Annotated in this window: 22 protein-coding genes; 11 read left to right on the forward strand and 11 right to left on the reverse strand. The window is 71.0% G+C overall.

Annotated features, from left to right (window positions below):
* Positions 1 to 3 precede the first annotated feature (3 nt).
* From N5079_RS18210 to N5079_RS18225, 4 genes are read left to right on the forward strand one after another with little or no spacing between them, the layout of a single operon-like run.
* Positions 4 to 963: an ABC transporter permease gene (locus N5079_RS18210; RefSeq protein WP_261585106.1), complete on the forward strand. Its 960-nt coding sequence runs from the start codon at positions 4 to 6 to the stop codon at positions 961 to 963.
* Positions 960 to 1,781 carry an ABC transporter permease gene (locus N5079_RS18215; protein WP_261585107.1) on the forward strand — a complete coding sequence of 274 codons (822 nt, stop codon included), beginning with the start codon at positions 960 to 962 and terminating at the stop codon, positions 1,779 to 1,781. Before N5079_RS18210 ends, N5079_RS18215 begins: the two co-directional genes overlap by 4 nt.
* Positions 1,778 to 3,484 carry an ABC transporter ATP-binding protein gene (locus tag N5079_RS18220; RefSeq protein WP_261585108.1) on the forward strand — a complete coding sequence of 569 codons (1,707 nt, stop codon included), beginning with the start codon at positions 1,778 to 1,780 and terminating at the stop codon, positions 3,482 to 3,484. The genes N5079_RS18215 and N5079_RS18220 overlap by 4 nt, the downstream gene beginning before the upstream one ends.
* A gap of 17 nt (positions 3,485 to 3,501) precedes the next feature.
* Positions 3,502 to 4,575, forward strand: a complete 1,074-nt coding sequence (locus N5079_RS18225; protein ID WP_261585109.1) for a peptidase C39 family protein — start codon at positions 3,502 to 3,504, stop codon at positions 4,573 to 4,575.
* Positions 4,576 to 4,589: 14 nt separating this feature from the next.
* Here N5079_RS18225 and N5079_RS18230 read toward each other — a convergent pair whose 3' ends face one another.
* Positions 4,590 to 5,144 carry a helix-turn-helix domain-containing protein gene (locus tag N5079_RS18230; protein ID WP_261585110.1) on the reverse strand — a complete coding sequence of 185 codons (555 nt, stop codon included), beginning with the start codon at positions 5,142 to 5,144 and terminating at the stop codon, positions 4,590 to 4,592.
* Positions 5,145 to 5,336: 192 nt separating this feature from the next.
* On the opposite strand from N5079_RS18230, the gene N5079_RS18235 reads away from it, so the two are divergent.
* From N5079_RS18235 to N5079_RS18250, 4 genes are all read left to right on the forward strand, one after another.
* On the forward strand, positions 5,337 to 5,606 hold the full coding sequence (locus N5079_RS18235) for an SAV_915 family protein (protein WP_261585111.1): 270 nt from the start codon (positions 5,337 to 5,339) through the stop codon (positions 5,604 to 5,606).
* Positions 5,606 to 7,000, forward strand: a complete 1,395-nt coding sequence (lysA, locus tag N5079_RS18240; protein WP_261585112.1) for a diaminopimelate decarboxylase — start codon at positions 5,606 to 5,608, stop codon at positions 6,998 to 7,000. The genes N5079_RS18235 and lysA overlap by 1 nt, the downstream gene beginning before the upstream one ends.
* Before the next feature lie 211 nt (positions 7,001 to 7,211).
* Complete coding sequence (locus N5079_RS18245) at positions 7,212 to 8,180, forward strand: hypothetical protein (RefSeq protein ID WP_261585113.1); 969 nt, start codon at positions 7,212 to 7,214, stop codon at positions 8,178 to 8,180.
* A gap of 139 nt (positions 8,181 to 8,319) precedes the next feature.
* Positions 8,320 to 9,063, forward strand: coding sequence for a DUF2306 domain-containing protein (locus tag N5079_RS18250; RefSeq protein WP_261585114.1), 744 nt, complete (start codon positions 8,320 to 8,322; stop codon positions 9,061 to 9,063).
* Here the strand turns inward: N5079_RS18250 and N5079_RS18255 are convergent.
* On the reverse strand, positions 9,053 to 9,709 hold the full coding sequence (locus N5079_RS18255) for a response regulator (RefSeq protein WP_261585115.1): 657 nt from the start codon (positions 9,707 to 9,709) through the stop codon (positions 9,053 to 9,055). The genes N5079_RS18250 and N5079_RS18255 overlap by 11 nt on opposite strands.
* Positions 9,706 to 10,845 carry a sensor histidine kinase gene (locus tag N5079_RS18260; RefSeq protein WP_261585116.1) on the reverse strand — a complete coding sequence of 380 codons (1,140 nt, stop codon included), beginning with the start codon at positions 10,843 to 10,845 and terminating at the stop codon, positions 9,706 to 9,708. The genes N5079_RS18255 and N5079_RS18260 overlap by 4 nt, the downstream gene beginning before the upstream one ends.
* A gap of 230 nt (positions 10,846 to 11,075) precedes the next feature.
* Here N5079_RS18260 and N5079_RS18265 point away from each other — a divergent pair, with 230 nt between their 5' ends.
* On the forward strand, positions 11,076 to 11,453 hold the full coding sequence (locus tag N5079_RS18265) for a nuclear transport factor 2 family protein (RefSeq protein WP_261585117.1): 378 nt from the start codon (positions 11,076 to 11,078) through the stop codon (positions 11,451 to 11,453).
* Between the two features lie 100 nt (positions 11,454 to 11,553).
* On the opposite strand, the gene N5079_RS18270 is transcribed toward N5079_RS18265, so the two are convergent.
* On the reverse strand, positions 11,554 to 13,386 hold the full coding sequence (locus N5079_RS18270) for an APC family permease (protein ID WP_261585118.1): 1,833 nt from the start codon (positions 13,384 to 13,386) through the stop codon (positions 11,554 to 11,556).
* A gap of 345 nt (positions 13,387 to 13,731) precedes the next feature.
* Between N5079_RS18270 and N5079_RS18275 the strand changes: the two genes are divergently transcribed.
* Both N5079_RS18275 and N5079_RS18280 read left to right on the forward strand, forming a co-directional pair.
* Complete coding sequence (locus N5079_RS18275; RefSeq protein WP_261585119.1) at positions 13,732 to 15,015, forward strand: TULIP family P47-like protein; 1,284 nt, start codon at positions 13,732 to 13,734, stop codon at positions 15,013 to 15,015.
* An 80-nt stretch (positions 15,016 to 15,095) separates the two neighbouring features.
* Entirely contained in the window at positions 15,096 to 16,652 is a 1,557-nt protein-coding gene (locus N5079_RS18280; protein WP_261585120.1) for a TULIP family P47-like protein, read from the forward strand.
* A 52-nt stretch (positions 16,653 to 16,704) separates the two neighbouring features.
* Here N5079_RS18280 and N5079_RS18285 read toward each other — a convergent pair whose 3' ends face one another.
* The 7 genes from N5079_RS18285 to N5079_RS18315 all read right to left on the reverse strand — a co-directional run bounded on the left by N5079_RS18285 (position 16,705) and on the right by N5079_RS18315 (position 25,691).
* Complete coding sequence (locus N5079_RS18285) at positions 16,705 to 17,373, reverse strand: response regulator (protein WP_261585121.1); 669 nt, start codon at positions 17,371 to 17,373, stop codon at positions 16,705 to 16,707.
* Positions 17,370 to 19,922, reverse strand: a complete 2,553-nt coding sequence (locus tag N5079_RS18290) for a sensor histidine kinase (protein ID WP_261585123.1) — start codon at positions 19,920 to 19,922, stop codon at positions 17,370 to 17,372. Before N5079_RS18290 ends, N5079_RS18285 begins: the two co-directional genes overlap by 4 nt.
* 5 nt (positions 19,923 to 19,927) lie before the next feature.
* Positions 19,928 to 20,770 carry a potassium-transporting ATPase subunit C gene (locus tag N5079_RS18295; protein WP_261585124.1) on the reverse strand — a complete coding sequence of 281 codons (843 nt, stop codon included), beginning with the start codon at positions 20,768 to 20,770 and terminating at the stop codon, positions 19,928 to 19,930.
* Positions 20,770 to 22,977, reverse strand: coding sequence for a potassium-transporting ATPase subunit KdpB (gene kdpB, locus N5079_RS18300; RefSeq protein ID WP_261585125.1), 2,208 nt, complete (start codon positions 22,975 to 22,977; stop codon positions 20,770 to 20,772). Before kdpB ends, N5079_RS18295 begins: the two co-directional genes overlap by 1 nt.
* Entirely contained in the window at positions 22,977 to 24,638 is a 1,662-nt protein-coding gene (kdpA, locus tag N5079_RS18305; RefSeq protein WP_261585126.1) for a potassium-transporting ATPase subunit KdpA, read from the reverse strand. The genes kdpB and kdpA overlap by 1 nt, the downstream gene beginning before the upstream one ends.
* Positions 24,638 to 24,727 carry a K(+)-transporting ATPase subunit F gene (kdpF, locus tag N5079_RS18310; protein ID WP_261585127.1) on the reverse strand — a complete coding sequence of 30 codons (90 nt, stop codon included), beginning with the start codon at positions 24,725 to 24,727 and terminating at the stop codon, positions 24,638 to 24,640. Before kdpF ends, kdpA begins: the two co-directional genes overlap by 1 nt.
* A 505-nt stretch (positions 24,728 to 25,232) precedes the next feature.
* Positions 25,233 to 25,691 (reverse strand): MarR family winged helix-turn-helix transcriptional regulator, encoded by a 459-nt coding sequence (locus N5079_RS18315; RefSeq protein WP_261585128.1) that lies wholly within the window; start codon positions 25,689 to 25,691, stop codon positions 25,233 to 25,235.
* Between the last annotated feature and the right edge of the window lie 372 nt (positions 25,692 to 26,063).

The raw sequence follows: 26,063 nt of genomic DNA on the forward strand, positions 1-26,063 counted from the left end.
CCGTTGAGCACCACCGTCCTCGCCTTCGCCCTGCGGCGGACCGGCGCCACGCTGCTCCTGCTTCTGGCCCTGTCGCTGCTGGTCTTCGGCCTGCTGTACCTCGCACCCGGCGACATCGCCAGGAACCTGCTCGGCACCCGCAACGTCACCCCTGAGGCCCTGGCCCAGGTCCGCGCGCTGTACCACCTGGACGAGCCGTTCCTTCAGCAGTACTGGCGGTGGCTGTCGCGCGCGGCGGCCGGCGACTTCGGCACGTCCATCCGCACCGGAGGGGCCATCGGGCCGATGATGCTGGACCGGACCGGGGTCACCGCGGCCACCGCCGGGCTGGCGTTCCTGCTGTCGGTCCTGGCGGGCGTGCCGGCGGGGATCGCGTCGGCCGTGCGGCGGGGCCGATGGCCCGACCGGCTGCTGGCCGGGCTGTCGGTGGTCGGGGTCAGCGCCCCGGGCTTCGCCGTGGGCCTGCTCGCGCTGTACGTCTTCGCGCTCGGCCTGGGCTGGTTCCCGTTGTACGGCACCGGCACCGGTTTCCTCGACGGCCTGTGGCATCTCGTCCTCCCGGCGGCGGCGCTCGCCCTCGGCCTGGGGGCGTTCGTCGTGAAGCTGACCCGGGCGGCCGTGATCCGGGAGCTGGACCAGGACTACGTGACCTTCGCCCGCGGCCGGGGGCTGTCCGATGGGACGGTGCTGCGCGTCGTGCTGCGCAACGCGGCCATCCCGATCGTCACCAGCCTGGGGCTGATGGTGGCGTACCTGTTCGGAGGGACCGTCCTCATCGAGGTCACCTTCGCCCTTCCCGGCCTCGGGTCGCTGATGGAGGAGTCGGTGCTGTTCAAGGACATCCCGGTGGTGCAGGCGCTGACCCTGGTGGTGGCCGCCGTCGTCTCGGCGGCGGCGCTGCTGGTCGACCTGTCGTACCTGCTGATCGATCCCCGCGTGCGAGCCAGGACGGCCCGCCGATGATCCGGATCCGTGTGCCGCTCGTGCCCGCCGTCTCAGCCGCCCTCCTCGCGGCCGTCGCCGTCTGCGCCGTGGCCCGGGAGCTCGTCGCCCCGCACGCTCTCGACCAGGACATCTACCTGGGGGTGGTCGGCGGCGGGGTCGAGGGCCACCTGTTCGGCACCGACCAGCTCGGCCGGGACATCCTCCAGCTCTCGCTGGCCGGCGCCCGGTCCGCGCTGGCCGGCCCGCTCGTGGTCGCCGCGGGCTCGATGCTGATCGGGTTCTTCCTCGGCACCGTCGCGGGATATCGGGGCGGCGTTGCCGACATGCTGGCCGGCCGCTACGCCGACCTGCTGCTCGCGCTTCCCGCCGTGCTGCTGGCGATCGTCGTCGCGGGCGTGGTCGGCCGCGGCTACTGGATCACCGTCGCGGTGCTGATCGTGCTGTTCTCGCCGTCGGACGTGCGCGTCGTCCGGAGCGCGGTGATCGAGCAGGCGCCACGGCCCTACATCGAGTCGGCCCGGCTCCTCGGCATCCGGCCCTTCCGGATCATGTTCCGGCACATCGCGCCGAACATCTTCCCGATCGTCGTCGCGAACCTCCTGCTGAACGTCGCGTTCGCGCTCGTCGCGCTGTCGTCGCTGTCCTACCTCGGCCTCGGCGTCCCGCCCGGCGCGCCGGACTGGGGGCGCCAGCTCGCGGACGGCCGGGAGCTGCTCGGCGACAACCCCCTCGCCGCGGTCGTCCCGGGGGTGCTGATCATCGTGACCGCCACGGCCGTGAACCTGCTCGGCGACTGGCTGTCGGAGCTGCTCGACCGGCGGGTGGTGGCCCGATGACCACGCCGCTGCTCGCCGTACGGGATCTCCGGGTCGCCGCGGAGCCGGGCACCATCGTCGCCGGTCTCGATCTCACGGTGGCGCCCGGCGAGACGGTCGCCATCGTGGGCGAGTCGGGATCGGGCAAGTCGATGACCGTCAAGGCGCTCGCCGGCCTGCTGCCGGACGGGGTGCGGGCCTCCGGCCGGCTGGAGATCGGCGGCACGCGGCTCGACCTGGGCGGCCCGAGGTCGTCCTGGCGCGGCGTGCGGGGATCCGGGATGGCGCTGCTCCCCCAGGACCCGTTCACCTCGCTCTCTCCGGTCCATCGGATCGGCCAGCAGATCGGATGGGCGGTCACCGCACGCCGGCGGACCGGCCGGGTCGCGGCGCTCCTGGCCGAGGTCGGGCTGCCCGCCGACGTCGCCGGGAAGTATCCCTTCCAGCTGTCCGGCGGCATGCGCCAGCGGGCCGCGATCGCCGCCGCGCTGGCCGCCGATCCCGGCCTGCTGATCGCCGACGAACCGACGACGGCACTCGACGTCACCACCCAGCACGAGGTCCTGGAGCTGATCGCCGACCTCCAGCGCGGCCGCGGCATGGGGCTGATCCTCATCACCCATGACCTGCGGCTCGCCCACAGCAGGGCGGACCGGATCATGGTCATGTACGCTGGGCGGCTGGTCGAGGAGGGCGCCACCGCCGACGTGCTCCGCGCTCCGGCCCACCCCTATACGGCGCGGCTGGCCGCCTGCGACCCCCCGCTGACGCGCCGGCTTCCGGTGCTGGCGACGATCCCCGGCTCGGTGCCCCAGCCGTTCTCCGTCGGCGCCGCCTGCGCCTTCGCGGCGCGGTGCGAGTTCGCGGTGGAAGCGTGCCGTACGGCGGAGCCGGCGCTGACCGAGGTGTCGGCTGGGCACCGGACGGCCTGCGTCCGCCCGGAGACGGCGGCGCGGCCGGACGAGCATGAACACCACGCCGATGAGGAAGCCGCGCCGCCTCCGGAGGCCACGCCGCTGCTCACAGTCGAGGGGCTGGCCAAGCGGTATCACGGCGCGGCCGCGCCGGCGCTGGCCGGCGTGGACCTGGAGCTCCTGGCGGGCGAGTCGGTCGCGGTGGTCGGGGAGTCGGGCTCCGGCAAGACCACGCTGGCGCGGTGCGTCGCCGGGCTGGAACGGCCGGACACCGGGCGGGTCGTCTTCCACGGTTCCGCCGCCGGGCCCAGGCGACTGCAGATGGTGTTCCAGGACCCGTACTCCGCCCTCAATCCCGGGCTCAGCGTCGGGACGTCGCTGGCCGAGGCGCTCGCCGCGGCCGGGCGCCCGAGGTCGGAGGTGAGCGAGCTGCTCGAACTCGTCGGACTGCCCGCGGCGTACGCCCGGCGCAGGCCGAAGGCCCTGTCCGGCGGCGAGCGCCAGCGGGTCGCCATCGCCCGCGCCCTCGCTCCGCGCGCCGGCCTGCTCGTGTGCGACGAGCCGGTCTCCGCCCTCGACGTGTCGGTCCAGGCCCAGGTGCTGAACCTCCTGGCGGACCTGCGCCGCGAGCTCGGGCTGACCCTGCTGTTCATCACCCACGACCTGGCCGTCGCCCGGCAGATCGCCGACCGGATCTACGTCATGCGGCACGGCCGCGTGGTGGAGGCGGGGCCGGTCACCTCCGTGCTGGATTCACCGGCACACGAATACACCCGGCGGCTGCTCGCCTCGATCCCGGCGGCCCACTAAGCGAGGTTCCGACCACCATGCCAGAACTCCAGATCGACATGCTGCCCGTCATCGGCGACGTGGGACACGTCGCCGCCGGAGCCGGGGAGCTGCCCGAGGATCTCCTGCGCCGCTGGCGGCTCGCGGGCGGCGCCCAGGTCCGCACGCTCGTGACCGCCAGGAGGGACGGGGCGCTGGCCGGCGCCGCCTTCGAGGTCCACCGGCCCATGACCGCATACCGCAAGATCGTCGATGTTTGGGCCCCGGACGAGGGCGTGGGCGACGCGCTCGTGGCCGCCGTCGAGGAGCGGGCCTTCCGGGAGGGCGCGGTCGCGGTGAAGCGGTGGTTCCCCGAGAGGGACGCCGCCTGGCGGCGGTCGCTCGACCGGGGCTACCGGGAGCTGCCGGTTCCGGCCTGGGCGGCTCCCGTGACCGCCGATCCACGCGACACCGGATTCGCCCAGGTGCGCTGGCGGGACCGCCCGCCCGCCAGGGCCGTGCCGTACATGCGGCAGACGACCGACTTCACCTGCGGCCCCGCCGCCCTGCAGATGGCGTTGTGCGCCCTCGGGCTGCGGGACGAGCCGGACCGCGCGGAGGAGATGCGCCTGTGGCGGGAGGCGACGACCGTGGGCGGCTGCGAACCCCTCGGCCTGGCGCTCGCCGCCGCCGGCCGCGGGGCGGTCCCCGAGGTGCTGCTGTCCACCGAGGAGCCGATCCTGCTGGAGCTGTGCCGTACGGATGAGGAGCGCGACCTCCGGGCGTTCATCCAGTCGGGGTTCCGGGCCGAGCTGGCCGGTCGGGACATCGCCGTCGAGACCACGGCGTACGACCTCGGGAGGCTGCGCGATGCGCTCGGCGGCGGGGCGATCGCGCTCGTGCTGATCGAGCAGCTCGGCATGCACGCCGAGAGCTGCCCGCACTGGATCACCGTCCACGGCTTCGACGGCGACGTGTTCCACGCCAACGACCCCTGGACCGACGCCGACCTGGGCGAGACCTACGCCGACGCCCTCGACCTGCCGCTGCCGGCCGCGACCCTGGACCGCCTCGCGTGGTACGGCTCGCCGAGCTACCGCGGCATGGTGCTGCTCCGCAGGCCGCCCGCCTGACCGCGCCCGGCTCGTCAGTCGGTCGGCATCGAGACCAGGGTCAGCAGGCGGGCCGGCCGCGCGGCCGTCCGATAGCTGTGCTCGGCCTCGGCGGAGAACCTGACCGCGTCCCCGGCGCGCAGCCGGACCGTCCAGGTCGCGATCTCCAGGGTCACCGCGCCGGACAGCACGTAGGCGAACTCCTCCGAGCCGCGCCCGTGCGGCGCGCTCTCGTGGGTGTGCTCGGCCGGAAGCGCGGACTCGTAGACCTCGAAGCGGCGGCGGTCGAGCGAGCTGAGCAGCGTGCGCGCCGCCGCCGCGCCCGCTTCGTCGCCCGGCGCGCGCCGCATCACCTGAGGTTCGTACAGCGGAGTCCGCGTGATGTCGGCGAAGGACAGCTCCAGCGATTCGGCGATGCCCGACAGCACCTCCACCGTCGGGTTGGCCAGGCCGCGCTCGAGCTGGGAAAGCATCGCCTTGCTGTACCCGGACCGATCAGCGAGATCGCGGATGCTCAGTCCTCTCGTGCGGCGCGCGTGCCGGACGTTGTTCGCGATCGCTGCCCGCACCTGGTCCGAGAGGCCACTCACTCACACATCACCGCAAAAGATCGCACCGTTTCGCCAATCGTGCCACGTGCCGTACGCGTCGCGGATCCGAGGTCGCCCGTCAATCTTCCGTCAGATCCGCGGGTGTGCGCGTCAGGAAAGCGTCATGACCGGAAAGTGGCGGCGATCTGCTCCTTAACATCCTCCTTGTCCGAGTTGTTCCTGGAGGAACCCATGCCAGAAGTCCCGTTATTCGTGCCGGTCCACGAGGGCGCGTTCGCGATGTCCGTACGCCTGTTCCGGACCGCGTCGGGCAAGAGAACCGCGGTGGCCTTCTCCTCACCGATGCGCCTGGCCAAGGTGCTCGGCGCCGGTCAGCACTGGGTGCGGCTCAGCGAGCCCGCTCTGCGGCAGATGCTCCGCGATCTCGACGTCATCGGCATCGTCGTCGACCCCGCGGGCACGATGCCGGCCCGTCCCCGCTACTCCGCCCGGGTCGCGTGATGTGCGCTCTCGCTCAGGACCTCACCCAGGACCTCACCCAGGACCTCGCTCAGGACCGGGCCCAGGACCTCACGCGGGCTCCGCGGTCTCTCCAGGCGGCCGCCCACGGGCCGTGGTCCGCGACGGCGCGGTTCACCGATGACGGCGGAGCCACGGTCGGCGGTGTGTCCCTGACAGAGATCGCCGCCCGTTTCGGCACCCCCGCGTACGTCCTCGACGAGACCGACGTCCGCCTGCGATGCCGCGCCTTCAAGGCGGCGCTGCCCGGCGCGGAGATCACCTATGCGGCCAAGGCGTTCCTGTGCCGCGCGATGGCGAGCTGGATGCGATCCGAGGGCCTCGGCCTGGACGTGTGCTCGGCCGGAGAGCTGACTGTGGCGCGTTCGGCCGGGTTCCCCGCTGAGCGGATCGTCTTCCACGGCAACGCCAAGACCCCGGAGGAGCTCCGGATGGCGGTGGACGAGGGCGTCGGGCGCGTCGTGGTGGACAACATCGCCGAGATCAACCGGCTGACGGCGCTCGTCCCCATCGGCCGGCGGCAGAAGGTGCTGGTCAGGGTCATCCCCGACATCGAGGCGGGAGCCCATGCGGCGATCCGCACCGGCGGCGAGCACCAGAAGTTCGGGCTGTCCATCGCGGCGGGCGGCGCCGGGAACGCCGTGGCCCGGGTGCTCGCGCAGCCCCGGCTGGAGCTCGCCGGGCTGCACTGCCACCTCGGATCCCAGATCTGTACGGCCGGGCCGTACGAGCAGGCGGCTCGCGTCCTGGTGGAGCAGCTCGCCCGCATCCGGGACACCTACGGCGTCGTCCTGCCCGAGCTCGACCTCGGCGGCGGTCACGGCATCGCCTACCTGGAGTCGGAGACCGGCCTCGACCTGGGCCGGTTCGCCGCGTCGGTCACCTCCGTCGTCGAGGAGCGCTGCGCCGGGCTCGGCCTTCCGGTGCCGCGGCTGACGGTGGAGCCGGGACGGGCGATCAGCGGGCCCGCCGGGCTCACGATCTACCGGGTCGTCGCGGTCAAGCGCGGAGCCGCCCAGACCTTCGTCGCCGTCGACGGCGGGATGAGTGACAACCCCCGGCCCTCCCTTTACGGCGCGCGCTACTCGGTCCGGATGGTCGGCCGCCGTTCCTCGGCCGGCATGCGCGAGGTGACCGTGGCCGGCCACCACTGCGAGGCCGGGGACACCATCGCCGACGGCGTGCCGCTCCCGGCGGACATCCGCCCGGGCGACCTGGTCGCGGTGGCGGCGACCGGCGCCTACCACCACTCGATGGCCTCCACCTACAACCTGACCGGCCGCCCGCCCGTCGTGGCCGTCAGCCAGGGCGAGGCCCGCCTGGTGATCCGCCGCGAGGCCCCCGAAGACCTGATGAGGCGCGACGTCGGTCTTTAGGGCAACCGGCGGATGACCGGGCCGATGTCCATTCGCGATCCTCGCCCAATGGATCTCCACGCGGGTCCGGCGTCCTCGGATCGGCAGGGTCGTCGCGCGGGTTCTCGCGGCGCTCCTGCTGGTCGCGTACGGCACGGGCCCTCTCGCGTTCGCGGCCGACATCGGCATCAGCCGGAGCTGCCTCGACATATGGGGCGGCCCAGTCGGGGTGGTGTTCTTCCTGCGGGGAGACGTGGCGCCCACGCTGGCCGCGCTGTGCGTGCTGGCCGCCGTCCGGACCCCTCGGCACCGGCTTCGCAGGGTCGTCATGTCACGCCGGTTTCGCCAGGGGGCGGTGGTCCTCGTGGCGCTGGGCCTGCTGGCGTCGCTGCCCGCCGCCGACCTCATGGCGGGCCCGACCGTCCCGCTCGGGCAGTGCCCCGTGGACGACGGCACGATGATCATCGCCGGGGAGCACGCCTTCCTCTGCCGAGCTCGGGAGGGCAGGGGGTTCGCCAACGTGTCGGACCGGGACCTCCTCGCGTACGGGCGCGCGGGGTGCCGCGCCTACAAGGGCCGCGTCGAGGACGCATATCTCATCGCCCCCATCTGTCCTCCCGCCGCCACCCGACTGCGGGCGAGCGTCGACGCCGAGAAGGCCGGGTTCCAGGCCGAGGCGGCCAGGAACCAGAAGGTGTGCGACTCCTCCCGGCACCGGCCGCGGATCAAGCCCGTACGGGTGGCCCGCGATCGCACCACCACCGACTACGGCGTGCTGGAGTCCTTCGAGTACGTCGAGGGGGGCGCGGAGGCCCCCTGGGAGGACGACCTGCTGAGCGAGACCCAGAAGAACGGGCTGGTCGCCAGCAGACCCGGGCACTTGATGATCCTCAGCCACTCGGACTTCGACATCTGCCTGACCTTGGAGACGTACCGCCGGAGACCGCCTCTGGAGCTGAAGGGGTGGGACCACGTGGTGGAGGTCGGCTACGAGAGCCCCACCGGGCACATCGAGCTGATGGACCCGATCGACGGGCAGAGCGACCTGCCGAATCTCGCATTCCGGGGGAAGGGCCGCTATCGGATCCGGGTGCATTATCGGGGCCCTGATTCGGTTGCGTGGACGCCTCAGCACATCCTGGTGATGGTCTACCCCGGCAAAGGCAGGCCGATGATCGAGTATCGCAAAAGATCCCGATGACGGGCGGCACGACATCGCCTATGTCCGGTGCACGCAGGCTTATCGGCCGAAAGTACGCCTGATTGGTGGATGATCGGCCGGGTCGACTCAGGCCGTTCCACCGATGAGCCGCTACCGCCCCAGTCGTCACGATCGAGCCATGACAGACGAGAGCAAGGCGGGGCGCCCTCGGCCCCGGAGCGGCCGGCGGACGGACGACCGGAACACAGGTGCCTCCGACAGGGCGGGGTGGCTCGTGCCCGCCGGCTTGATCGCGCTCAGCGTCGTTCCGGTGGCCGCCGGGGCCGCGCGCCTGACCGAGCTGGCCGGCGGCGCGGAGGTCACGGCGGAGAACGCGCGGTTCTTCGCGATGCCTTTGCCCGTGGTGCTGCACATCCTCGGTGCCAGCGTGTACAGCGTCCTGGGGGCCTTCCAGTTCGCCTCCGGTTTCCGCCGCCGGAAGCCCGGCTGGCACCGCGCGGCCGGGCGGATCCTGGTCCCCTGTGGACTGGTAGTGGCGCTTTCGGGTCTGTGGATGACCCTGTTCTATCCCCGTCCTCCCGGTGACGGCGATCTTCTCTCCGGCTTCCGGCTGGTGTTCGGCTCGGCCATGGTCGGGTCCATCATTCTGGGCCTCGCCGCGATCCGGCGGCGGGACGTCGCCCGCCATCGGGCCTGGATGGCACGCGCCTACGCGATCGGCATGGGCGCCGGCACGCAGGTGTTCACCCACCTGCCCTGGATACTGATCCTCGGCAGGCCCGGCGAGCTCACCAGAGCACTGCTCATGGGCGCCGGCTGGGTGATCAACCTGGCCGTGGCCGAGTGGGTCATCCGGAAGCGGCCCTCTCGCCCAAGCCGCGCTTCTTCGGGGGCCGCCCTCGGGAGTGGGGTCAGTGCCTGACGCGCTTTGTCTCGTAGGCCCACATCGCGATCTCAACACGGTTCCGGGCGCCGAGCTTGGCCATCAGGCTGGCGATGTGGGTCTTGACGGTGCTGAGGGAGATGTACAGCTCGCGGGCGATCTCGCTGTTGGTCCGCCCGCGTGCCACGGCGGCGAGGACCTGTTCCTCCCGGTCCGTGAGCGGCTCGACCGGCTGCGCGGGCGTCGAGGCGGGCGCGGCGTCGGCGAAGGCCGCGAGCAGCCGCGCGGTGACGCTGGGAGCGATGAGCGCGTCGCCGCCGGCGGCGGCGTGGACGGCCTGGGCCAGCAGGACCGGACCGGCGTCCTTGAGGAGGAAGCCCCGGGCGCCCGCCCTGAGGGCGGCGTAGACGTAGTCGTCGAGGTCGAACGTTGTGATGACGACGACGGCGAGCGGGTCCTCGACGGTGGGTCCGGCGAGAGCGCGGGTGGCTTCGATGCCGTCGATGACCGGCATGCGAATGTCGAACAGGCACACGTCGGGGCGCAGGCGCCGCGCGAGCTCGACGGCCCGCCCCCCGTCGGCGGCCTCACCGACGACCTCGATGCCTGGCTGGGCGTCGAGTATCATCGCGAGCCCGGTGCGGACGATCTCCTGATCGTCGGCGACGATCACCCGGACGCTCATGCCGCCGACCCGGTCCGAGGCAGCACGGCGGTCACGGTCCAGCCTCGATCCGGACTCGGGCCGGCTTCGCAGGTGCCGCCGAGCAGGTCGGCGCGTTCCATCATGCCGATGAGCCCGTATCCGCGCCGCACGGCCAGGCGCCCGGCGCCGGTGTCGCCGTCGTCGCTCACGCGCAGGCACACCGACGTGTCGTCGGCGGCGACGCGGACCTCGATCCGGGAGGCGTGACGCGCGTGCCGCCGGGCGTTGGTGACCGACTCCTGCGCGATGCGGTAGATCGCCGCCCCGACCGACGGGGGGATGTCGCCGAGGTCGACGGAGATCTTCACGTCGACAGAGGGACCGAGGCGGCCTCGGCTCGCGAGCCGCTCCAGATCGGCGATGCCCCGGCCGGGTGTCAGGTCCACCGGCTGGGTCCGCCGGAGGACGCGGACCATGACCCGCATCTCGGCGAGGGCGCGCGACGCCTCCGCCTCGATCACCTTGAGCGCCTCGGCGGCGGCCTCCGGCCGCGACGCCGCTGTGGCGAGTCCCGCCTGGGCGCGGATCGCCATCGCCGACACGTGATGGGCGACGGTGTCGTGCAGGTCGCGGGCCAGCTGTTCGCGTTCGAGCAGCTTGACCTGATCGAGCTCGCGGATCCTCGCCCTGGCCCGATAGCGGAACGCCCCGCCGAGGGCGGCGACCGCGGACAGGACGGCGAACCCGCCGACCGCGTCGGCGACACCGGTGTAGTGGAGGACCGTCGAGAGGCAGGCGTTGACGAGCAGGATCGCCAGCCCGATGACGGCCTCGCGCCCGGACCCCCACCGGAACAACGCGTACGGCAGGAGCAGGATATAGATGCTCGCGTACATCTGCGGAGAGTCGCCGCCCGTCAGCAGGAGGGTCGCGCCCGTGATGACGGATGTGATCGCGACCATCGGCAGCGGCAGGGTCCGGCGCCACAGCAACGTGGGCACCAGGCCGGCGACCACGATCACCGAGACGACCCGCCACGAAAGATCCGGCCGCAGAAAGCCTTCGAGCACCACGATCGGCACGAGCACCCCTGCGAGCGCCCAGTCCGGCCACCCCCGCGGTGGCGGATGAGGAGAACGGGGCTCATGCCACAAGGAGCGCAGAAGGGCGAGCATCCCGTCATGGTAGGAGAGCCGGAGACTCTCCCGGATCGGCCCAAAGTACGAGACGCGCGTGCCGGGCGTCCCTCACGGTCACCGCATCGTGATCGCACGGGTGACGGGGCAGATCGGTCCCGGCCGCAGGGGCGCCGGCAGCGGCGGCGAACGGCGGGTGATCCGCCTGTGACGGCCCGGCCATAGATTTCTTCAGCGGATTGTCGCCGGCACACAGAGATGAGACACCCATGACGGATGATCTGACCAGCGCGCTGCGTGAGGCCGAGCGTCGTCTGCAGGCGGCGCAGCTCGCCGGCGACGCCGACGCGCTCGACGAACTGCTCGACGACCGCCTCATCTACACGGGAGGGCCGGACGGCGCCCGCTACACCAAGCAGGACGATCTTGATATTCAGCGTTCACGCACGCAGATCCTCTCCAGGGTGGACGAGGAGGACCTGATCGTCTTCGTCGAAGGGCACACCGGGGTGACCTGGTTCCTCGGCACGCTGGAAGGCGCCTTCGGGGGCACTCCGTTCGCCGCCCGTCTGAACTTCACCAGAACCTGGATTTACACCCCCGACCGGGGCTGGCGCGTGATAGCCGCCCACGCCAGCCCCGCCTGACACACGACCGACCTGCCGCCCGCGGCGATCCAGTCGAGCAGGGAGCCGACGACGTCCCCTTCGGGGGGAGCCGCGAACCAGTGCCCGGTGGGCCGGAGGCTCATACCGCACCTGCCGTGGGAGCTCCGACACGGAAGCGCATGCGGCAGACGACGGTGTCCGTACGGCGGCGCAACGCCCTGGCGAGGACGGCGCCGCGCTGATTCTGCAGCATCCGCTGCCAGGCGTGCTCCGGCTCGACCTCGGCGATGAGCACGAAGACGTGCGGCTCGGGCACGCCGTTGAGGTAGTCGACCAGCGGCTCGTCCAGGCGGCGGTGGTCGTCGAAGAGCTGCACGAGCTCGACGTCGGGGTGCCAGCGCTCCCAGTCCTCGACTAACCGGCGGGCCTCCCGAGCGTCATGACGGTCGGCGACGTTGACGGCCACGACCCGGTCGCCGAGCGACAGCGCCGCGGCGAGGGCGTCGCGCGTCAGCCGGTTGACCGCGCTGACGGGAACCACCACGAGTGAACGGCGCGGCCGGGGCGGGACGGGGGTCTTCCCGAGCTCCAGCCGCTCGCCGATCCGGGCGTACGACCTGTGGACCCACCGCATCGCCAGCACCATCAACGGCAGCGCGACCACGATCAGCCAGCCGCCCTCCGCGAACTTGGAGACGGTGACCACGACGGCCGCGACGGAGGTCAGCAGCGCGCCAAAGCCGTTGAGCGCCGCCCGCCACCGCCAGCCGTCCGGCCGGGCCCGGAACCAGTGCTTGACCATCCCGGCCTGGGACAGCGTGAAGCCGACGAACACGCCGATCGCGAAGAGCGGCACCAGCAGGTTCACGTCGCCCCGGGAGATCACCAGCAGGAGGCCCGAGGTGATGGCCAGGAAGGCGATGCCGTACCGGTGGACGTGCCGGTCGGCGCGCAGCGCGAAGAAGTGCGGCAGGTTGTTGTCGCTCGCCAGCAACCGGGCGAGGACCGGCAGGCCGCCGAAGGACGTGTTGGCCGCGAGCGCGAGCAGCACCACGGTGGAGAACTGCACGAGGTAGAACAGCGGACCGTCGCCGAGCGAGGCCTGGGTGACCTGGGCGAGCACGGTGACCCCGCCCACCGGCGCGATGGCGAACTTCTCGATCAGCGCGGCGATGCCGATCAGCATGACGCCGAGCAGCAGGCCGAGGGCGACCTCGGCGCGCTGCGCCCGCCTGACGCGGGGCTTCCGGAACGAGGGAACGGCGTTGGCGATGGCCTCGACCCCGGTGAGCGAGGCGCAGCCGTTGGCGAACGCCTTGAGCAGCAGCAGGAGGCCGACGGTGTGCAGGCTCTGCGCGTGCGCCGCCGCGTGCTGGACGGCGGTCGCGGGGGCGCCTCTGAACAGGCCCGCCACGATCACCAGGAGGATCGCGCCGACGTAGATCACAGTGGGGACGATGAACGCGCGGGCGCTGTGCGCGATGCCCTTCAGGTTGATCGCCGTGACCGCGGCCAGCACGGCCAGGCAGAGCCAGACCGTGTACGGCAGGAGCCCGGGGAAGGCCGAGGTCAGCGCGGCGACCCCGGCGGCCACCGATACCGCCACGTTGAGCACGTAGTCGACGATCAGGCTCGCGCCGGCGACGAGACCGGCCCGGCGGCCGAGGTGCGTCTTGGCCACGCCGTACGCGCCGCCGCCCTCCGGGAAGGCGGCGATGACCTGGCGGTAGGAGAACGTCAGGACGGCCAGCAGCCCGGCGATGGTGAGTGTGACCGGGATGGTGAACCCGAGCCCGGCGCCTCCCGCGAGGGCCAGCACGATGACGATCGCCTCGGGACCGTACGCCACGGACGCCATCGCGTCGAGCGACAGGGCTGCCAGGCCACCGATCACACTCAGCCGGTGCCTGTCGTCGCTATCGGGAGGCTCCTTCGTCGTGGGGGCCGAGACGGAGGTGAGCGCTGCGGACATCACGTCCTCCTATAAGGGATATGTCCTCATCGTCACCCCAGGGCAGCCCTGTCCCGGCACTCTCTGACGCATCCTTGACGGCGGGGATCGATATCCCTACGCCTTCCTGACTCCTCGCGGAGGCCGGCACGCGGAAGCGATCACAGTGATCACCGATCTCCGCGAGCGAGATCCGCCACTCGCTCACCGCCGCCCCGGCCGCCCATCGAAACGCGGCTGCCGTCCTTGGCGCCGGGGGCAAGCGTGACCGGTTTCCCACAATCCGCTGTAAATCGAACGGCGATCGCCTGGGCACATGCTCGTGCCATCCCCAAATCGGGGGCGGCTCACCTACGGGGGTGATTCATGAAGCTCTCCGGCTGGGACACCGTGACCGCTTTGTCGGTCGAGTCCGTCAACCGGATCCTGGCCGAGCGCGAGTTGATCGGGGACTTCTCCTTCGCGGGAGACACGTTCGGGACCCCTTACCGGGGCTCGGGGACCCTGTCGGCCTGGCGGATCCTGCCCGGCGACACAGGGGACCTCCTGCGCCTGGCGCTGCCGATCGCGACGGGAACGGTGCAGGCGGGATCGGGCAGGGCGATCGACCTGGCGGGTCTCACCGCCGTCGTCACGGTCTCACTCGAACTCCTTCCCAGCGATCTTTCTTCCGGGCCGGGGAATCTCGTCTTCTCCCTGCGGAAGGCCGCGAAGACGGGGGACAGCCCCGTGCCCGGAGTCGTCACGCCGGTCGCGTTGACCGGTCCGGCGGCGACCCTGGCCGAGCTGGGCGACCTCGGGCAGCGCACGGTGCTGGACGGCATCGCGGGCTCTCTGGCCGACCGGGCCTCGGCGTTGTCATTCGTGCTCGCGCAGGTCAACCTGGTGCCGCCCGGCACGGGAGACCCGCTCGCGCCGGTCCAGGCGGCGTACATCTACGTCCGCACCCGCGATGCCGGATACGTGGCGGTGCTGGGGGTCACCGACACGCGCGACATCGCCAGGCTGCCTCGGACGATCGAGCCCGAGCTGCTGGCCGACGGCCGAGAGGTGGTCTTCGGCATGTCGCCGGAACTGTTCCTGACCGCCGTCGTCCGGCCCGGACTGCCTCAGGTGTTCGGCGGCGACGCCTCCATCGCGGACATGGTCTACGACCCCGCCTGGGGAGCGATCCGCAACACCTCCGCCTTCTCGATCAGATCGCTCAAGGAGGGAGCGATCTGGTACACGCCTCGGGTGACCTTCCTGTCGGTCTCGGTGATCGGCGGAGACCTGGCCGTCCGGGTCGAGGGCGACTGCGACCTCAAAGCCGGGATCTCGATGACCTACTGGGTGACCAGCCAGTCGCGAATGGTCTTCGACCCGGCGTCCGCCACCATCTCGTTCACCACCGACCGCGATCCGAAGAGCGGCTCCGAGGCGGACATCCCGCTCTGGTTCATTCTCGGCGGAATACTCGTCGAGGGGATCACCCAGCTCGTCGTGACCATCGTGAGCGACGACATCGCCGCCGCTCTGGGCTCGCGGGGCGGCATCACCGGGCTGGACCAGTGGGGGAACCGGTCAGTGCGGTGGTGCGGGTCGCGCGCCACAGTCGTCGAGCGCGCCGCGCTCGACGAGTGCTTCTTCATCAGCGGGCGTCTGGCCTGACGGCCCGCCCGAAAACCCATCGATCCACCCATCGATCCACCCATCGATCTCCACCCATCGATCTTCAGTCGGAGAGAATCATGACACTGCGGGTACCGCTCGATTTCGACAAGGACCAGCTGCTCCACCTCGAACTGCGGGACGCGAGGACGGCGGAGAACCGCAATGTCCTCGACGCGGCCCGGCTCGACAACGAACAGATCAAGTCCAGCGTGACCTTCACCACCAACGGCTGGGACACGGTGTTCGCGATTCGCCTGACCGATGTGAACCGCGCCATCGCCGCGCGCGGGAAGTCGCCCGAGAAGTGGCAGGCCACGATTCAGGCGTCCGACTTCGGCCCCCAGATCGACGGCGCCGGCACCTTCGGGGCCTGGTCGCTGGCCACGGGGGCGGGCTCCGGGACGGACGTCCGCATGCATCTGCCGTTCACCGCCTCGGTGACCACCAACGGCAAGTCCCACGAGGTGACCGGCGGGGTCGCGTACGCGCTGGTCCACCTGATCTACCTGCCGGACTCGGGAGAGACCGGCCCCGGCGACAGGGAGCTGCGCCTCCAGACCAAGGGCGGCAACCCCGACCGGCCCGTCGTGGAGGTCTCGTCGGTGACCTACACCTCGCCCGCGCAGAACTCCGGCCTGGACAACGCGCTCATGCAGCTGCTGCAGGAGTGGTCCAACGCCAACCTCGACCAGTTCGACCACGTGTTCGCCACGGTCAACATCGGCAAGACGGAGTCGGAGGCCGGCGGCGCCTTCGCCTGGCTCAAGCCCACCTACACCGCGTACGCCTACGCGGACGCCAAAAGCACCGATGACGCGTTGCTCGGCGTCCTGTGCATGACGGAGGGCCGGAGCATCGCCGGGACACTCGACGAGCTGGCGGCGGGGGCGCTCCCGTACGGAGCCCGCGCCGGTCTGAGCATCTCGCCCGAGCGGTTCATGACCAAGATGGCGCTGCCCGCCGTCATCGGCCACTTCCCCAAGGCGGACCCCAAGACATTCCGGGTGGCGAACAACAACACGCAGATAGAGGCCACCGCCGAGGTGGCCCTCGACCCCGTGCGGGTCGGGCTGATCGACTACCACCCCCAGATGACGACCTTCGAGGTCAGCCTCAACGGCAACGAGCTCATCACCTACTCCTACGTCAAGACCAACATCTCGCCCGGCATCGACGCCTACGCCGAGGTCACCCACTACGCCACGCTGGCCCTGGGAAAGAAGGCCGACGGCACCCAGACACTCACCTTCGTGGAGACGAAGGAACCCAGGAAGAAGGGCTGGTCCGAGGTGGCGCCGTGGGTCCAGGGCGTGGAGATCGCGGCCGACGTGATCCTCGCCGTCGCCAGCCTCGTGGCCTCCAACGTCGCGACCGCCTCCAAGCGGCTCATCATCCGGATCGTCGTCGCGGTCGTCGCCGCCGGCATCATCGGAACCATCGCGGCCGTTCTGGAGAAGATCCCCGAATGGATCGCCGGCGACGTGCCCGACGCCCTGCCGTCCGCCGACGCGCTGGTCGGCGGCGCCACCGGCTCGATCACGTGGACCAACGCGAAGAAAGAGTTCACGCTGACCCAGATCGTCCTCAACGGCGCGCTGCAACTGGGCGGCGACCCGGGCTTCCCGGCCTCCTGACGGCTCGCCCATTCCGCATTCCGGCGCCGCCACCACGTGGCCGGCGCCGGATTCAGGGCATGAAGCGGTAGCCCATTCCCGGCTCCGTGATCAGATGCGCCGGATGGGCCGGGTCGGCTTCGAGCTTGCGGCGGAGCTGGACCATGTACTGCCGGAGGTAGTGGGTCTCCTTGACGAACTTGGCGCCCCACACCTCGGCCAGCAGCTGCCGCTGGCTGACGAGCTTGCCGGGGTTGCGGAGCAGGATCTCCAGGATGTGCCACTCGGTGGGCGTCAGCCGTACCCCGCTGGAGACCGTCTTCCGGCTCAGGTCCACGACGTGCTCGCCGACCTGCACCTGCGCGAGCTCCTCGTCCTGGACGGCGGCCCGGCGGGTGACCGCCCGGACGCGGGCGAGCAGCTCGTCGATGCCGAACGGCTTGGTGACGTAGTCGTCGGCCCCGGCGTCGAGGGCGTCGATCTTGTCCTGGTTGCTCGCCCGCCCGGACAGCACGATGATCGGAATCGAGCTCCAGCCGCGCACTCCGTGGATGACGTCCACGCCGTCGATGTCGGGCAGGCCGAGGTCGAGCATGATCAGATCGGGCTGCCAGTCGGCGGCCTGGCGCAGCGCCGCGCCGCCGTCGGCGGCCACCGCGACCTCGTAGTGGCGGGCGGCGAGGTTGATCCGGAGCGCGCGCAGGATCTGCGGTTCGTCGTCCACCACGAGGATGCGGGTCATGACGCCGCCTGTACGGCCTGCGCGGGCGACGAGATGGGCAGTGTAAGGATCATGGTGAGACCTCCTCCGGGGGTGTCGTCGGGTGTCAGCGTGCCGCCCATGGCCTCGGCGAGCCCCCGGGACAGCGCGAGGCCGAGGCCGACTCCGGTGTGGTTGTCGCGGTCGCCGAGGCGCTGGAACGGCATGAAGACGCGGTCGTGGGCCTCGCGCGGGATGCCGGGCCCCCGGTCGACGACGCGGACCTCGACCTGCTCGCTGTGCGAGCTGGCGGTGACCAGCACCTTGTCGCCCGGCGGGTTGTAGCGGACGGCGTTGGACATCAGGTTGACCAGGACCCGTTCGAGGAGGGCCGGGTCGGCGACGACCTCCGGCAGTTCGGCCGGGGTGTCGGCGCGGACGCCGTCGCCGATCGGGCCGAGGTCGTCGATCGCCCGGGGCACGACCTCGTCGAGCGCCACGGGCTGGAGGGCCAGGCCGAGCACCCCGGCCTGGAGCCGGCTCATGTCGAGCAGGTTGGCGACGAGGCGATCGAGCCTGGTGAGCGATTCGTCGGCGGTGGCGAGAAGCTCCTCGCGATCCTCGTCGGACCACACGACGTCTGCGCTGCGCAGGCTCTCGACCGCCGCCTTGGCCGACGCAAGGGGCGTGCGGAGGTCGTGGCTGACGGCGGCGAGGAGCGCGGTCCGCATCCTGTCCGCGGCGGCCAGCGGCTTGGCCTGCTGCGCCTCCTCGGCGAGCCGTTCGTGCCGCAGGGCGACGGCAGCCTCGGCGGCGAACGCCTCCAGCACCCTGCGGTCGGAGGCGTCGAGCAGCCGCCCCCGCGCGGCGAGGACGAGGTCGTCGTCTATCACCACGTCGGTGTCGGCGACGCCGGGACAGGTGGACGGGGGCCCGCCCGAAGTGCCGACGATCCGCCACGCCTCGGGCTCCGACTGGTCGTCGGGGCCGGGCTCCCCGGCCCGCTCCAGCAGGGTGACCGACGCGAGGCCGAAGGTCTCCCTGAGCCGGGCCAGCAGGGACGGCAGTGCGGCCTCGCCGCGCAGGACGTGCCCGGCGAGCGTGGACAGCACCTCGGCGTCCGCGCCCGCGCGGGAGGCCTCTCGCGTACGGCGGGCCGCCACGTCGACGATCGCGCTGACCGCCGCGGCGACCAGGATGAACACGACGAGGGCGAAGAGGTTCTCCGGGTCGGAGATCGTCAGCGTGTGGATGGGCGGCGTGAAGTAGTAGTTCAGCAGGAGGGACCCGCCGACGGCCGCGGTGATGGCCGGCCACATGCCGCCGATGAGCGCGACGCCGACGACCATGAGGAGGAAGAGGAGGATCTGGCTGGGCAGCGTCAGCATGTCCCGGAACGGGATGAGCGCGGCGGTGAGCGCGGGGACTCCGGCGACGGCCACGGCCCACCCGGTCAGCCTCCGCTCGCGGGTCAGCGCGGCCCGCGCGCGCGAGGGACGCCCGCGGCCCCTCTGCGCCTCGGCATGGGTGATCATGTGGACGTCGATCGAGCCGGACAGGGCCGTCGTGGTGACGCCCACTCCCCGGGCGAGGATCTGCGCGAACCTCCCCCGCCGGGAGGCGCCGAGCACCAGCTGGGTGGCGTTGACGCCACCGGCGAAATCGAGCAGGGCGCGGGCGATGTCCTCGCCTACAACCTGGTGGTAGGTGCCGCCCAGGCTCTCCACGAGAGTGCGCTGGCGGGCCAGGTTGGCGGGGTCCTCCCCGGTCAGGCCGTCGGCCCGGGTGACGTGGACGGCCAGCAGGTCGGCGCCCTTGGTCCTGGCCGCGATCCGGGCGGCCCGCCGTACCAGCGTGTCGCCCTCGGGGCCGCCGGTCAGCGCGACCACGACGCGCTCGCGCGCCTCCCAGGTCGTGGCGATCCCGTGCTCGGCCCGGTAGCGGTCGAGCTGGTCGTCGACCTTCCCGGCGACCCAGAGCAGGGCGAGCTCGCGCAGCGCGGTGAGGTTGCCGACTCGGAAGTAGTTCGACAGCGCCGCGTCGATCTTCTCGGGCGTGTACACGTTGCCGTGGGCCATCCGGCGGCGGAGCGCCTCCGGGGCCATGTCGACCAGCTCGACCTGGTCGGCCCGCCGTACGACCTCGTCCGGCACGGTCTCGCGCTGCGGAATGCCGGTGATCTCCTGGACGACGTCGTTGACCGACTCCAGGTGCTGGATGTTCACGGTGGAGATCACGTCGATGCCGGCGTCGAGGATGTCCTCGATGTCCTGCCAGCGCTTGACGTTGCGGGAGCCGGGCACGTTGGTGTGCGCCAGCTCGTCGATCAGCGCGACCCTGGGGGCCCTGGCGATGACGGCGTCGACGTCGAGCTCGGTGAAGGTCGTCCCCCGGTGGACCATGGTCTTGCGGGGGACGACCTCCATGCCGTCGAGCAGCGCGGCGGTGTGGGCGCGGCCGTGGGTCTCGACGAGACCCACGACCACGTCCCTGCCACGCGCCAGCGCCCGGCGGCCCTCGCCGAGCATCGCGAAGGTTTTGCCGACCCCGGGGGCCGCCCCGAGGTAGACCCGTAACCGTCCGCGTGGCACGCCCGCTACCGATCCCTGTCGAGGGCCAGATTGAGCTCCAGCACGTTCACGGCGGGCTCTCCCATGAAGCCGAGCGCCCGGCCCGTGGTGTGCTCCCCGATGAGCGCCTTGACCTTGGCCAGGGGAATGCCGCGCTCCCTGGCCACCCGCGGCGCCTGGAGCTCGGCGTAGGCCACGGAGATGTGCGGGTCGAGCCCCGAGCCGCTGGCGGTCACCGCGTCGGCGGGCACCACGGCGGTCGAGGAGCCCCGGACCGGGACGGTACGGCCGGCCGAGTAGTCCTCACCCGGCTTGCCGCACTCGACCTTCACGCCCTCGTAGGTCGTGACGAACGGCGCCGCCGGGCAGGCCTGGTTGACGCTGACCGCCCTGGTGGGCGCGCCGACGGCCGGGAAGACCTTCAGCACCGCGCCGACCCCGTCGGCCGTGCAGTACGGCCTGGCCCCGCTGACGCCCTCCAGCTCGCCGGCGGCCTTGCTGCGCGCGCAGACCTGGGTGAGCAGGCTCTGCTTGCCCGGGGTGCCCAGGACGTCCAGGACGCTCTCGGGGCCGAGGTTGCTCGCGGCGGTCGACGTCATGTCGTACCCGGCGCCCGCCGCGGACGGCCGACTCTGGAAGTACTTCTTTATCGGGTTTCCGTCTTTGTCGGTGAAGCTCTGGCCGACGAGGGCGCTGCCGACGTCCCTGCCGTCCTTCTGGACGATCGAGCCGTTGGCCCTGCCGTTGAACACGGCCTGGGCGACGCCGGTGGCCACCAGTGGGTAGACGACGCCGGTCACGACGGTGAGCACGAGCAGCGCGCGGAGCGCGGCGAGGTGCTGCCGGAGCCAGCTGGGCAGGCGTTCCATCACGACATCCCCGGGATGAACTGGATGATCAGGTCGATGAGCTTGATGCCGGCGAACGGGGCGACGATCCCGCCCAGGCCGTAGACGTAGAGGTTGCGGGACAGCAGCTTCGAGGCGCTGGAGGGCCGGTACCGCACGCCGCGCAGAGCGAGCGGGATCAGCGCGATGATGACCAGGGCGTTGAAGACGACCGCGGACAGGATCGCGGACTGCGGGCTGGCCAGGCGCATGACGTTGAGCGTGTCGAGGCCCGGGTAGACCGCCGCGAACATCGCCGGGATGATCGCGAAATACTTGGCGACGTCGTTGGCGATCGAGAAGGTCGTCAGCGCGCCTCGCGTGATGAGGAGTTGCTTGCCGATCTCGACGATCTCGATGAGCTTGGTCGGATTGGAGTCGAGGTCGACCATGTTGCCGGCCTCCTTGGCGGCCGACGTGCCGGTGTTCATCGCCACGCCGACGTCGGCCTGCGCGAGCGCGGGCGCGTCATTGGTGCCGTCGCCGGTCATGGCGACCAGCCGGCCGCCCTCCTGCTCCTTCTTGATCAGGGCGAGCTTGTCCTCGGGGGTCGCCTCGGCCAGGAAGTCGTCCACCCCGGCCTCGTCCGCGATGGCTCTGGCGGTCAGCGGGTTGTCCCCCGTGATCATCACTGTGCGGATCCCCATGCGGCGCATCTCGTCGAACCGCTCGCGCATCCCCTGCTTGACGACGTCCTTGAGGTGGATGACGCCCAGGACGTGCGCCTTGCCATCGGCGATCTCCCCGACGACCAGCGGGGTGCCGCCGCCGCCCGAGATGGCGTCGACGATGTGACCAACCTCGTCGGTGGGGTGGCCGCCGTTGTCGCGCACCCACTTCATGACGGCGGTGGCCGCGCCCTTGCGGACCTGACGGCCGTCCACGTCCACACCCGACATGCGGGTCTGGGCGGTGAAGGGCACCCACGAGGCGTGGGCGAGCTCGCCAGGCTGCCGCTCGCGCAGGCCGTACGCCTCCTTGGCGTAGACGACGATCGACCGTCCCTCGGGTGTCTCGTCGGCGAGGCTCGCGAGCTGGGCCGCCGTGGCGAGCTCACCGGCGCCGACGCCCGACGCCGGGACGAACTCCGACGCCTGCCGGTTGCCCAGGGTGATCGTGCCGGTCTTGTCCAGCAGCAGCGTGCTGACGTCGCCCGCGGCCTCGACCGCGCGCCCGCTCATCGCGAGGACGTTCCGCTGGACCAGCCGGTCCATGCCGGCGATGCCGATCGCGGACAGCAGCGCCCCGATCGTGGTGGGGATGAGGCAGACGACCAGTGACACCAGCACGATCCCGGTGACGCCGTCCCCGGTCAGCGCCAGGGAGTCGGGGATGCCCGGGTTCTGCGCCTTGGAGTAGATGGCCAGCGGCTGCATGGTCGCGGTCGCGACCAGGAAGATGATCGTGAGCGCGGCCAGCAGGATGTTGAGCGCGATCTCGTTCGGCGTCTTCTGCCGGTTGGCGCCCTCGACCAGGGCGATCATCCGGTCGATGAAGCTCTCCCCCGGCTTCTGGGTGATCTGGACGATGATCCGGTCGCTCAGCACCTTGGTGCCGCCGGTGACCGCCGAGCGGTCGCCGCCGGACTCGCGGATCACGGGCGCGGACTCGCCGGTGATGGCCGACTCGTCCACGGACGCGATGCCCTCGACGACGTCGCCGTCGCCCGGAATGACCTCCCCCGCCTCCACGACCACGAAGTCGCCCTGCTTGAGCTCGGGGGCGCCCACGGTGTCCCACTCCAGGTCCCGTTCCAGGCCCCGTTCCAGGTCCCGTTCCAGGTCCCACTCCAGGTCCCGTTCCAGGCCCCGCTCGGTCGAAGAGCGGCTCTTCAGACGGCGGGCGGTGGCGTCGCGCTTGGCCGCGCGGAGCGTGGCGGCCTGTGCCTTCCCACGTCCCTCGGCCACGGCCTCGGCCAGGTTCGCGAAGACGACGGTCAGCCACAGCCAGACGACGATCGCCCAGGCGAAGCCCGACGGCTGCGCGACGGCCAGCACGGTGGTGAAGACCGCGCCGATCTCGACGATGAACATGACCGGGTTGCGCCACAGCGTCGCCGGGTTGAGCTTGCGGAGCGCGTCAGGGAGCGACCTGAGGAGCTGTGCGGGGTCGAGCAGTCCCCCGCCGACCCGGCCGTTCCTCTGGGGAGCGGGCGTACGGCCCGGCGCTTCGAGCACTGGGGTGGACATCAGTGGATTCCTTCTGCGAGCGGGCCGAGCGCCAGGGCGGGGAGGAAGGTCAGCGCGACGAGGATGATGGTCACGCCGGCGACCATGCCGACGAACTGCGGCCGGTGCGTGGGCAGGGTTCCGGCCGACGCCGGGACCGGCGACTGCCTGGCCAGCGATCCCGCGAGGCCCAGGACGAAGACGATCGGCAGGAACCGGCCGAAGGCCATGCACAGGCCGAGCGCCGTGTCGTACCACGGCGTGTTGACGGTGATGCCCGCGAACGCCGACCCGTTGTTGTTAGACGCGCTGGTGAAGGCGTAGAGCACCTCGGACAGGCCGTGCGCCCCGCCGTTCAGCATGCTCGCCCGCCGCTCGGGCGAACCCATCGCGACGGCCGTGCCGACCAGCACCAGGATCGGGGTGATCAGGAAGTACATCGACGCGAGCTTGATCTCGCGGGAGCCGATCTTCTTGCCCAGATATTCGGGGGTCCGGCCGACCATCAGGCCGGCGACGAACACGGTGATCACGGCGAGGACGAGCATGCCGTACAGGCCGGAGCCCACGCCGCCGGGCGCGACCTCGCCCAGCATCATGTTGAACATCGTGACCATGCCGCCGAGCGCGGTGAACGAGTCGTGGAACGAGTTGACCGCTCCGGTCGAGGTGAGCGTCGTCGCGGCGGCGAAGGCGCCGGAGTCGGGGACCCCGAAGCGGACGTCCTTGCCCTCCATCGCGGCGCCCACCGCCTGCGGCACGGTGCCGCCGTGCGCGATCTCCAGCCCGGTCAGTACGGCGATGCTCGCGAAGGCCAGGATTCCCATGACGGCGGCGATGGCGTAGCCCTGCCGCCTGTCGCCCACGATGCGGCCGAAGGTACGCGGCAGCGCGAACGGCAGGACCAGGAGAGCGAAGACCTCGAACCAGTTGGTCCAGCTGTTGGGGTTCTCGAACGGGTGGGCGGAGTTGGTGTTGTAGAAGCCGTCGCCGTTGTTGCCGAGCTCCTTGATGATCTCCTGGCTGGCCACCGGGCCGCCGGTGATGGCCTGGTGGCCGCCCGCGAGCGTGGTGACCGTGTGCGCCTCGGAGAGGTTCTGGATCGCGCCGCCCGCCATGAGGACGATCGCGCCCACGAAGGCGATCGGCAGCAGGATGCGGACGATGCCGCGGACGAGGTCCACCCAGAAGTTGCCGAGATCCTCGGTCCTGCTGCGGGCGAACCCGCGGACGAGCGCGACGGCGACGGCCATGCCCACTGCGGCCGACAGGAAGTTCTGCACCGCCAGGCCGGCCATCTGCACGAGGTGGCCCATCGTGGACTCACCCGAGTAGGCCTGCCAGTTGGTGTTGGTCACGAAGCTGACCGCGGTGTTCCAGGCGATGTGACCGGGCACCGGAGGAAAGCCCAGCGAAAGGAACAGCTTGTCCTGCAGGCGCTGGAAGCCGTACAGGAACAGGATCGATATGGCGGAGAACGCCAGCACGGCGCGGGCGTAGACGTTCCACCGCTGCTCGGCGTCCGGCTGGACGCCGATGATCCGGTAGATCACCCGCTCGGCGGCGAGGTGCCTCTTGCCGGTGTAGACGCGATACATGTAGTCGCCCACCGGCCGGTGCGTCAGCACGAGGGCGAGGACCAGGGCCCCGATGAACAGGATCCCGGCGAGAGTGGGTGACATCAGAACCGCTCCGGGAACAGCAGGGCCGCGACCACGAAGATCACTAGACCGATGGTGACCACCAGGCCAGTGGCGTTGACAGCGCTCACAGGCGCTCCACCGCCTTGACGACGAGCCCCATGATCGCGAATATCGCGACCGTCAGGGCGACGAAGATGACGTCGGCCATCCCCACTCCTCAAATTCCGGACGATGCCTCAGCCACCCGGGACGGATGGCCACATGGCAAGCAAAGTCCTCGATTGGGGGGCTTTCGCCGGTCTTGACGGGTTCCATACGCCATCAGGCGGAGTATTGACGTGATCCGTACGTCGTCCTGGAGTCCCCCGCGGCCGCACCGTGTGGGAGAAGGTCATCCGCGGTGACTCGATCGGAGTGCGGCAGCGTGATCGCTCCACCGACAAGCGGAAGGGCGGCGGTCCGGCCCTGCCCCTGACCCCAACACCTGCACAGGCCGAACAGGCCGAACAGCCCGAACAGCCCGAACAGCCCGAGCCGATGGTTCACCGTGCGGGGAGTGGATGCAGGGGCTGCTCGTGGCTGCTCGTGTCGATGCGACGCACGGACGTGCGGCTCGCGCCGGCGTTCCCCGCGTCAGTCGTTGGTCGCGATGTTCTGAATCGCACGGGCGAGCCGAGCAAGATCGATGCCTTGGAGGTGGTCAAGAAAGTGCCGGCGCACGCTGGCCAAGTTGCTCGGCCATGCCCGTTCCAGGCGGTCGAGGCCGGCGTCGGTGAGGACGGCGTTCCACCCGCGGGCGTCGTCGTCGCACCTGACCCGTTCGATCAGGCCCTGACCCTCCAGGCGGGTGACGATGCGGGTCATCCCGCTCAGCGAGAGTTCGCAGGCGACCGCGAGTTCGCCCATCCGCATCCGCCGCTGCGGCGCCTCGGACAACCGCATCAGGGCAGTCCACTCAATGAGCGGCAACTGCTGTTCGCGCACCATGTCGGCGTCGATCGCGCGGGGAAGCGCGTACATCACGCGAGGCAGCGCATGGACCAGCGCATCCTCATCAGGAGTCAGGGGCTGCAACGGCTCCGCTGTGGTCATGGCCACATTCTACTTGCTTCACAAAGCAATCACGAATAAGGTTTCTTTCTTGACGAAGCAATCATCTGACGTCAAAGAAAGTGGAGTCCACCGATGACCAAAATCGCGATCATCCTTGGCAGCACCCGTCCCCGGGCACAACGGGGAGGCCGTCGCCCGCTGGGTGTACCAGGTAGCCGCGCAGCGGACCGACGCGCAGTTCGAACTCGTCGACTTGCTCGACTACAAGCTCCCGCACCTTGATGAGGCGCTGCCGCCGTCGTTGGGCCAGTACACGCAGCCGCACACCGTGGCGGGGTCCAGCTTGAGTCGCCCACCGCGACGTTGGATCAGGTCGTGGCATGGAGCAAGGCGCTCGCGCCGATGCGCGCC

Source organism: Planotetraspora sp. A-T 1434 (genome assembly GCF_025420585.1).
Lineage (GTDB): Bacteria > Actinomycetota > Actinomycetes > Streptosporangiales > Streptosporangiaceae > JAOEGB01.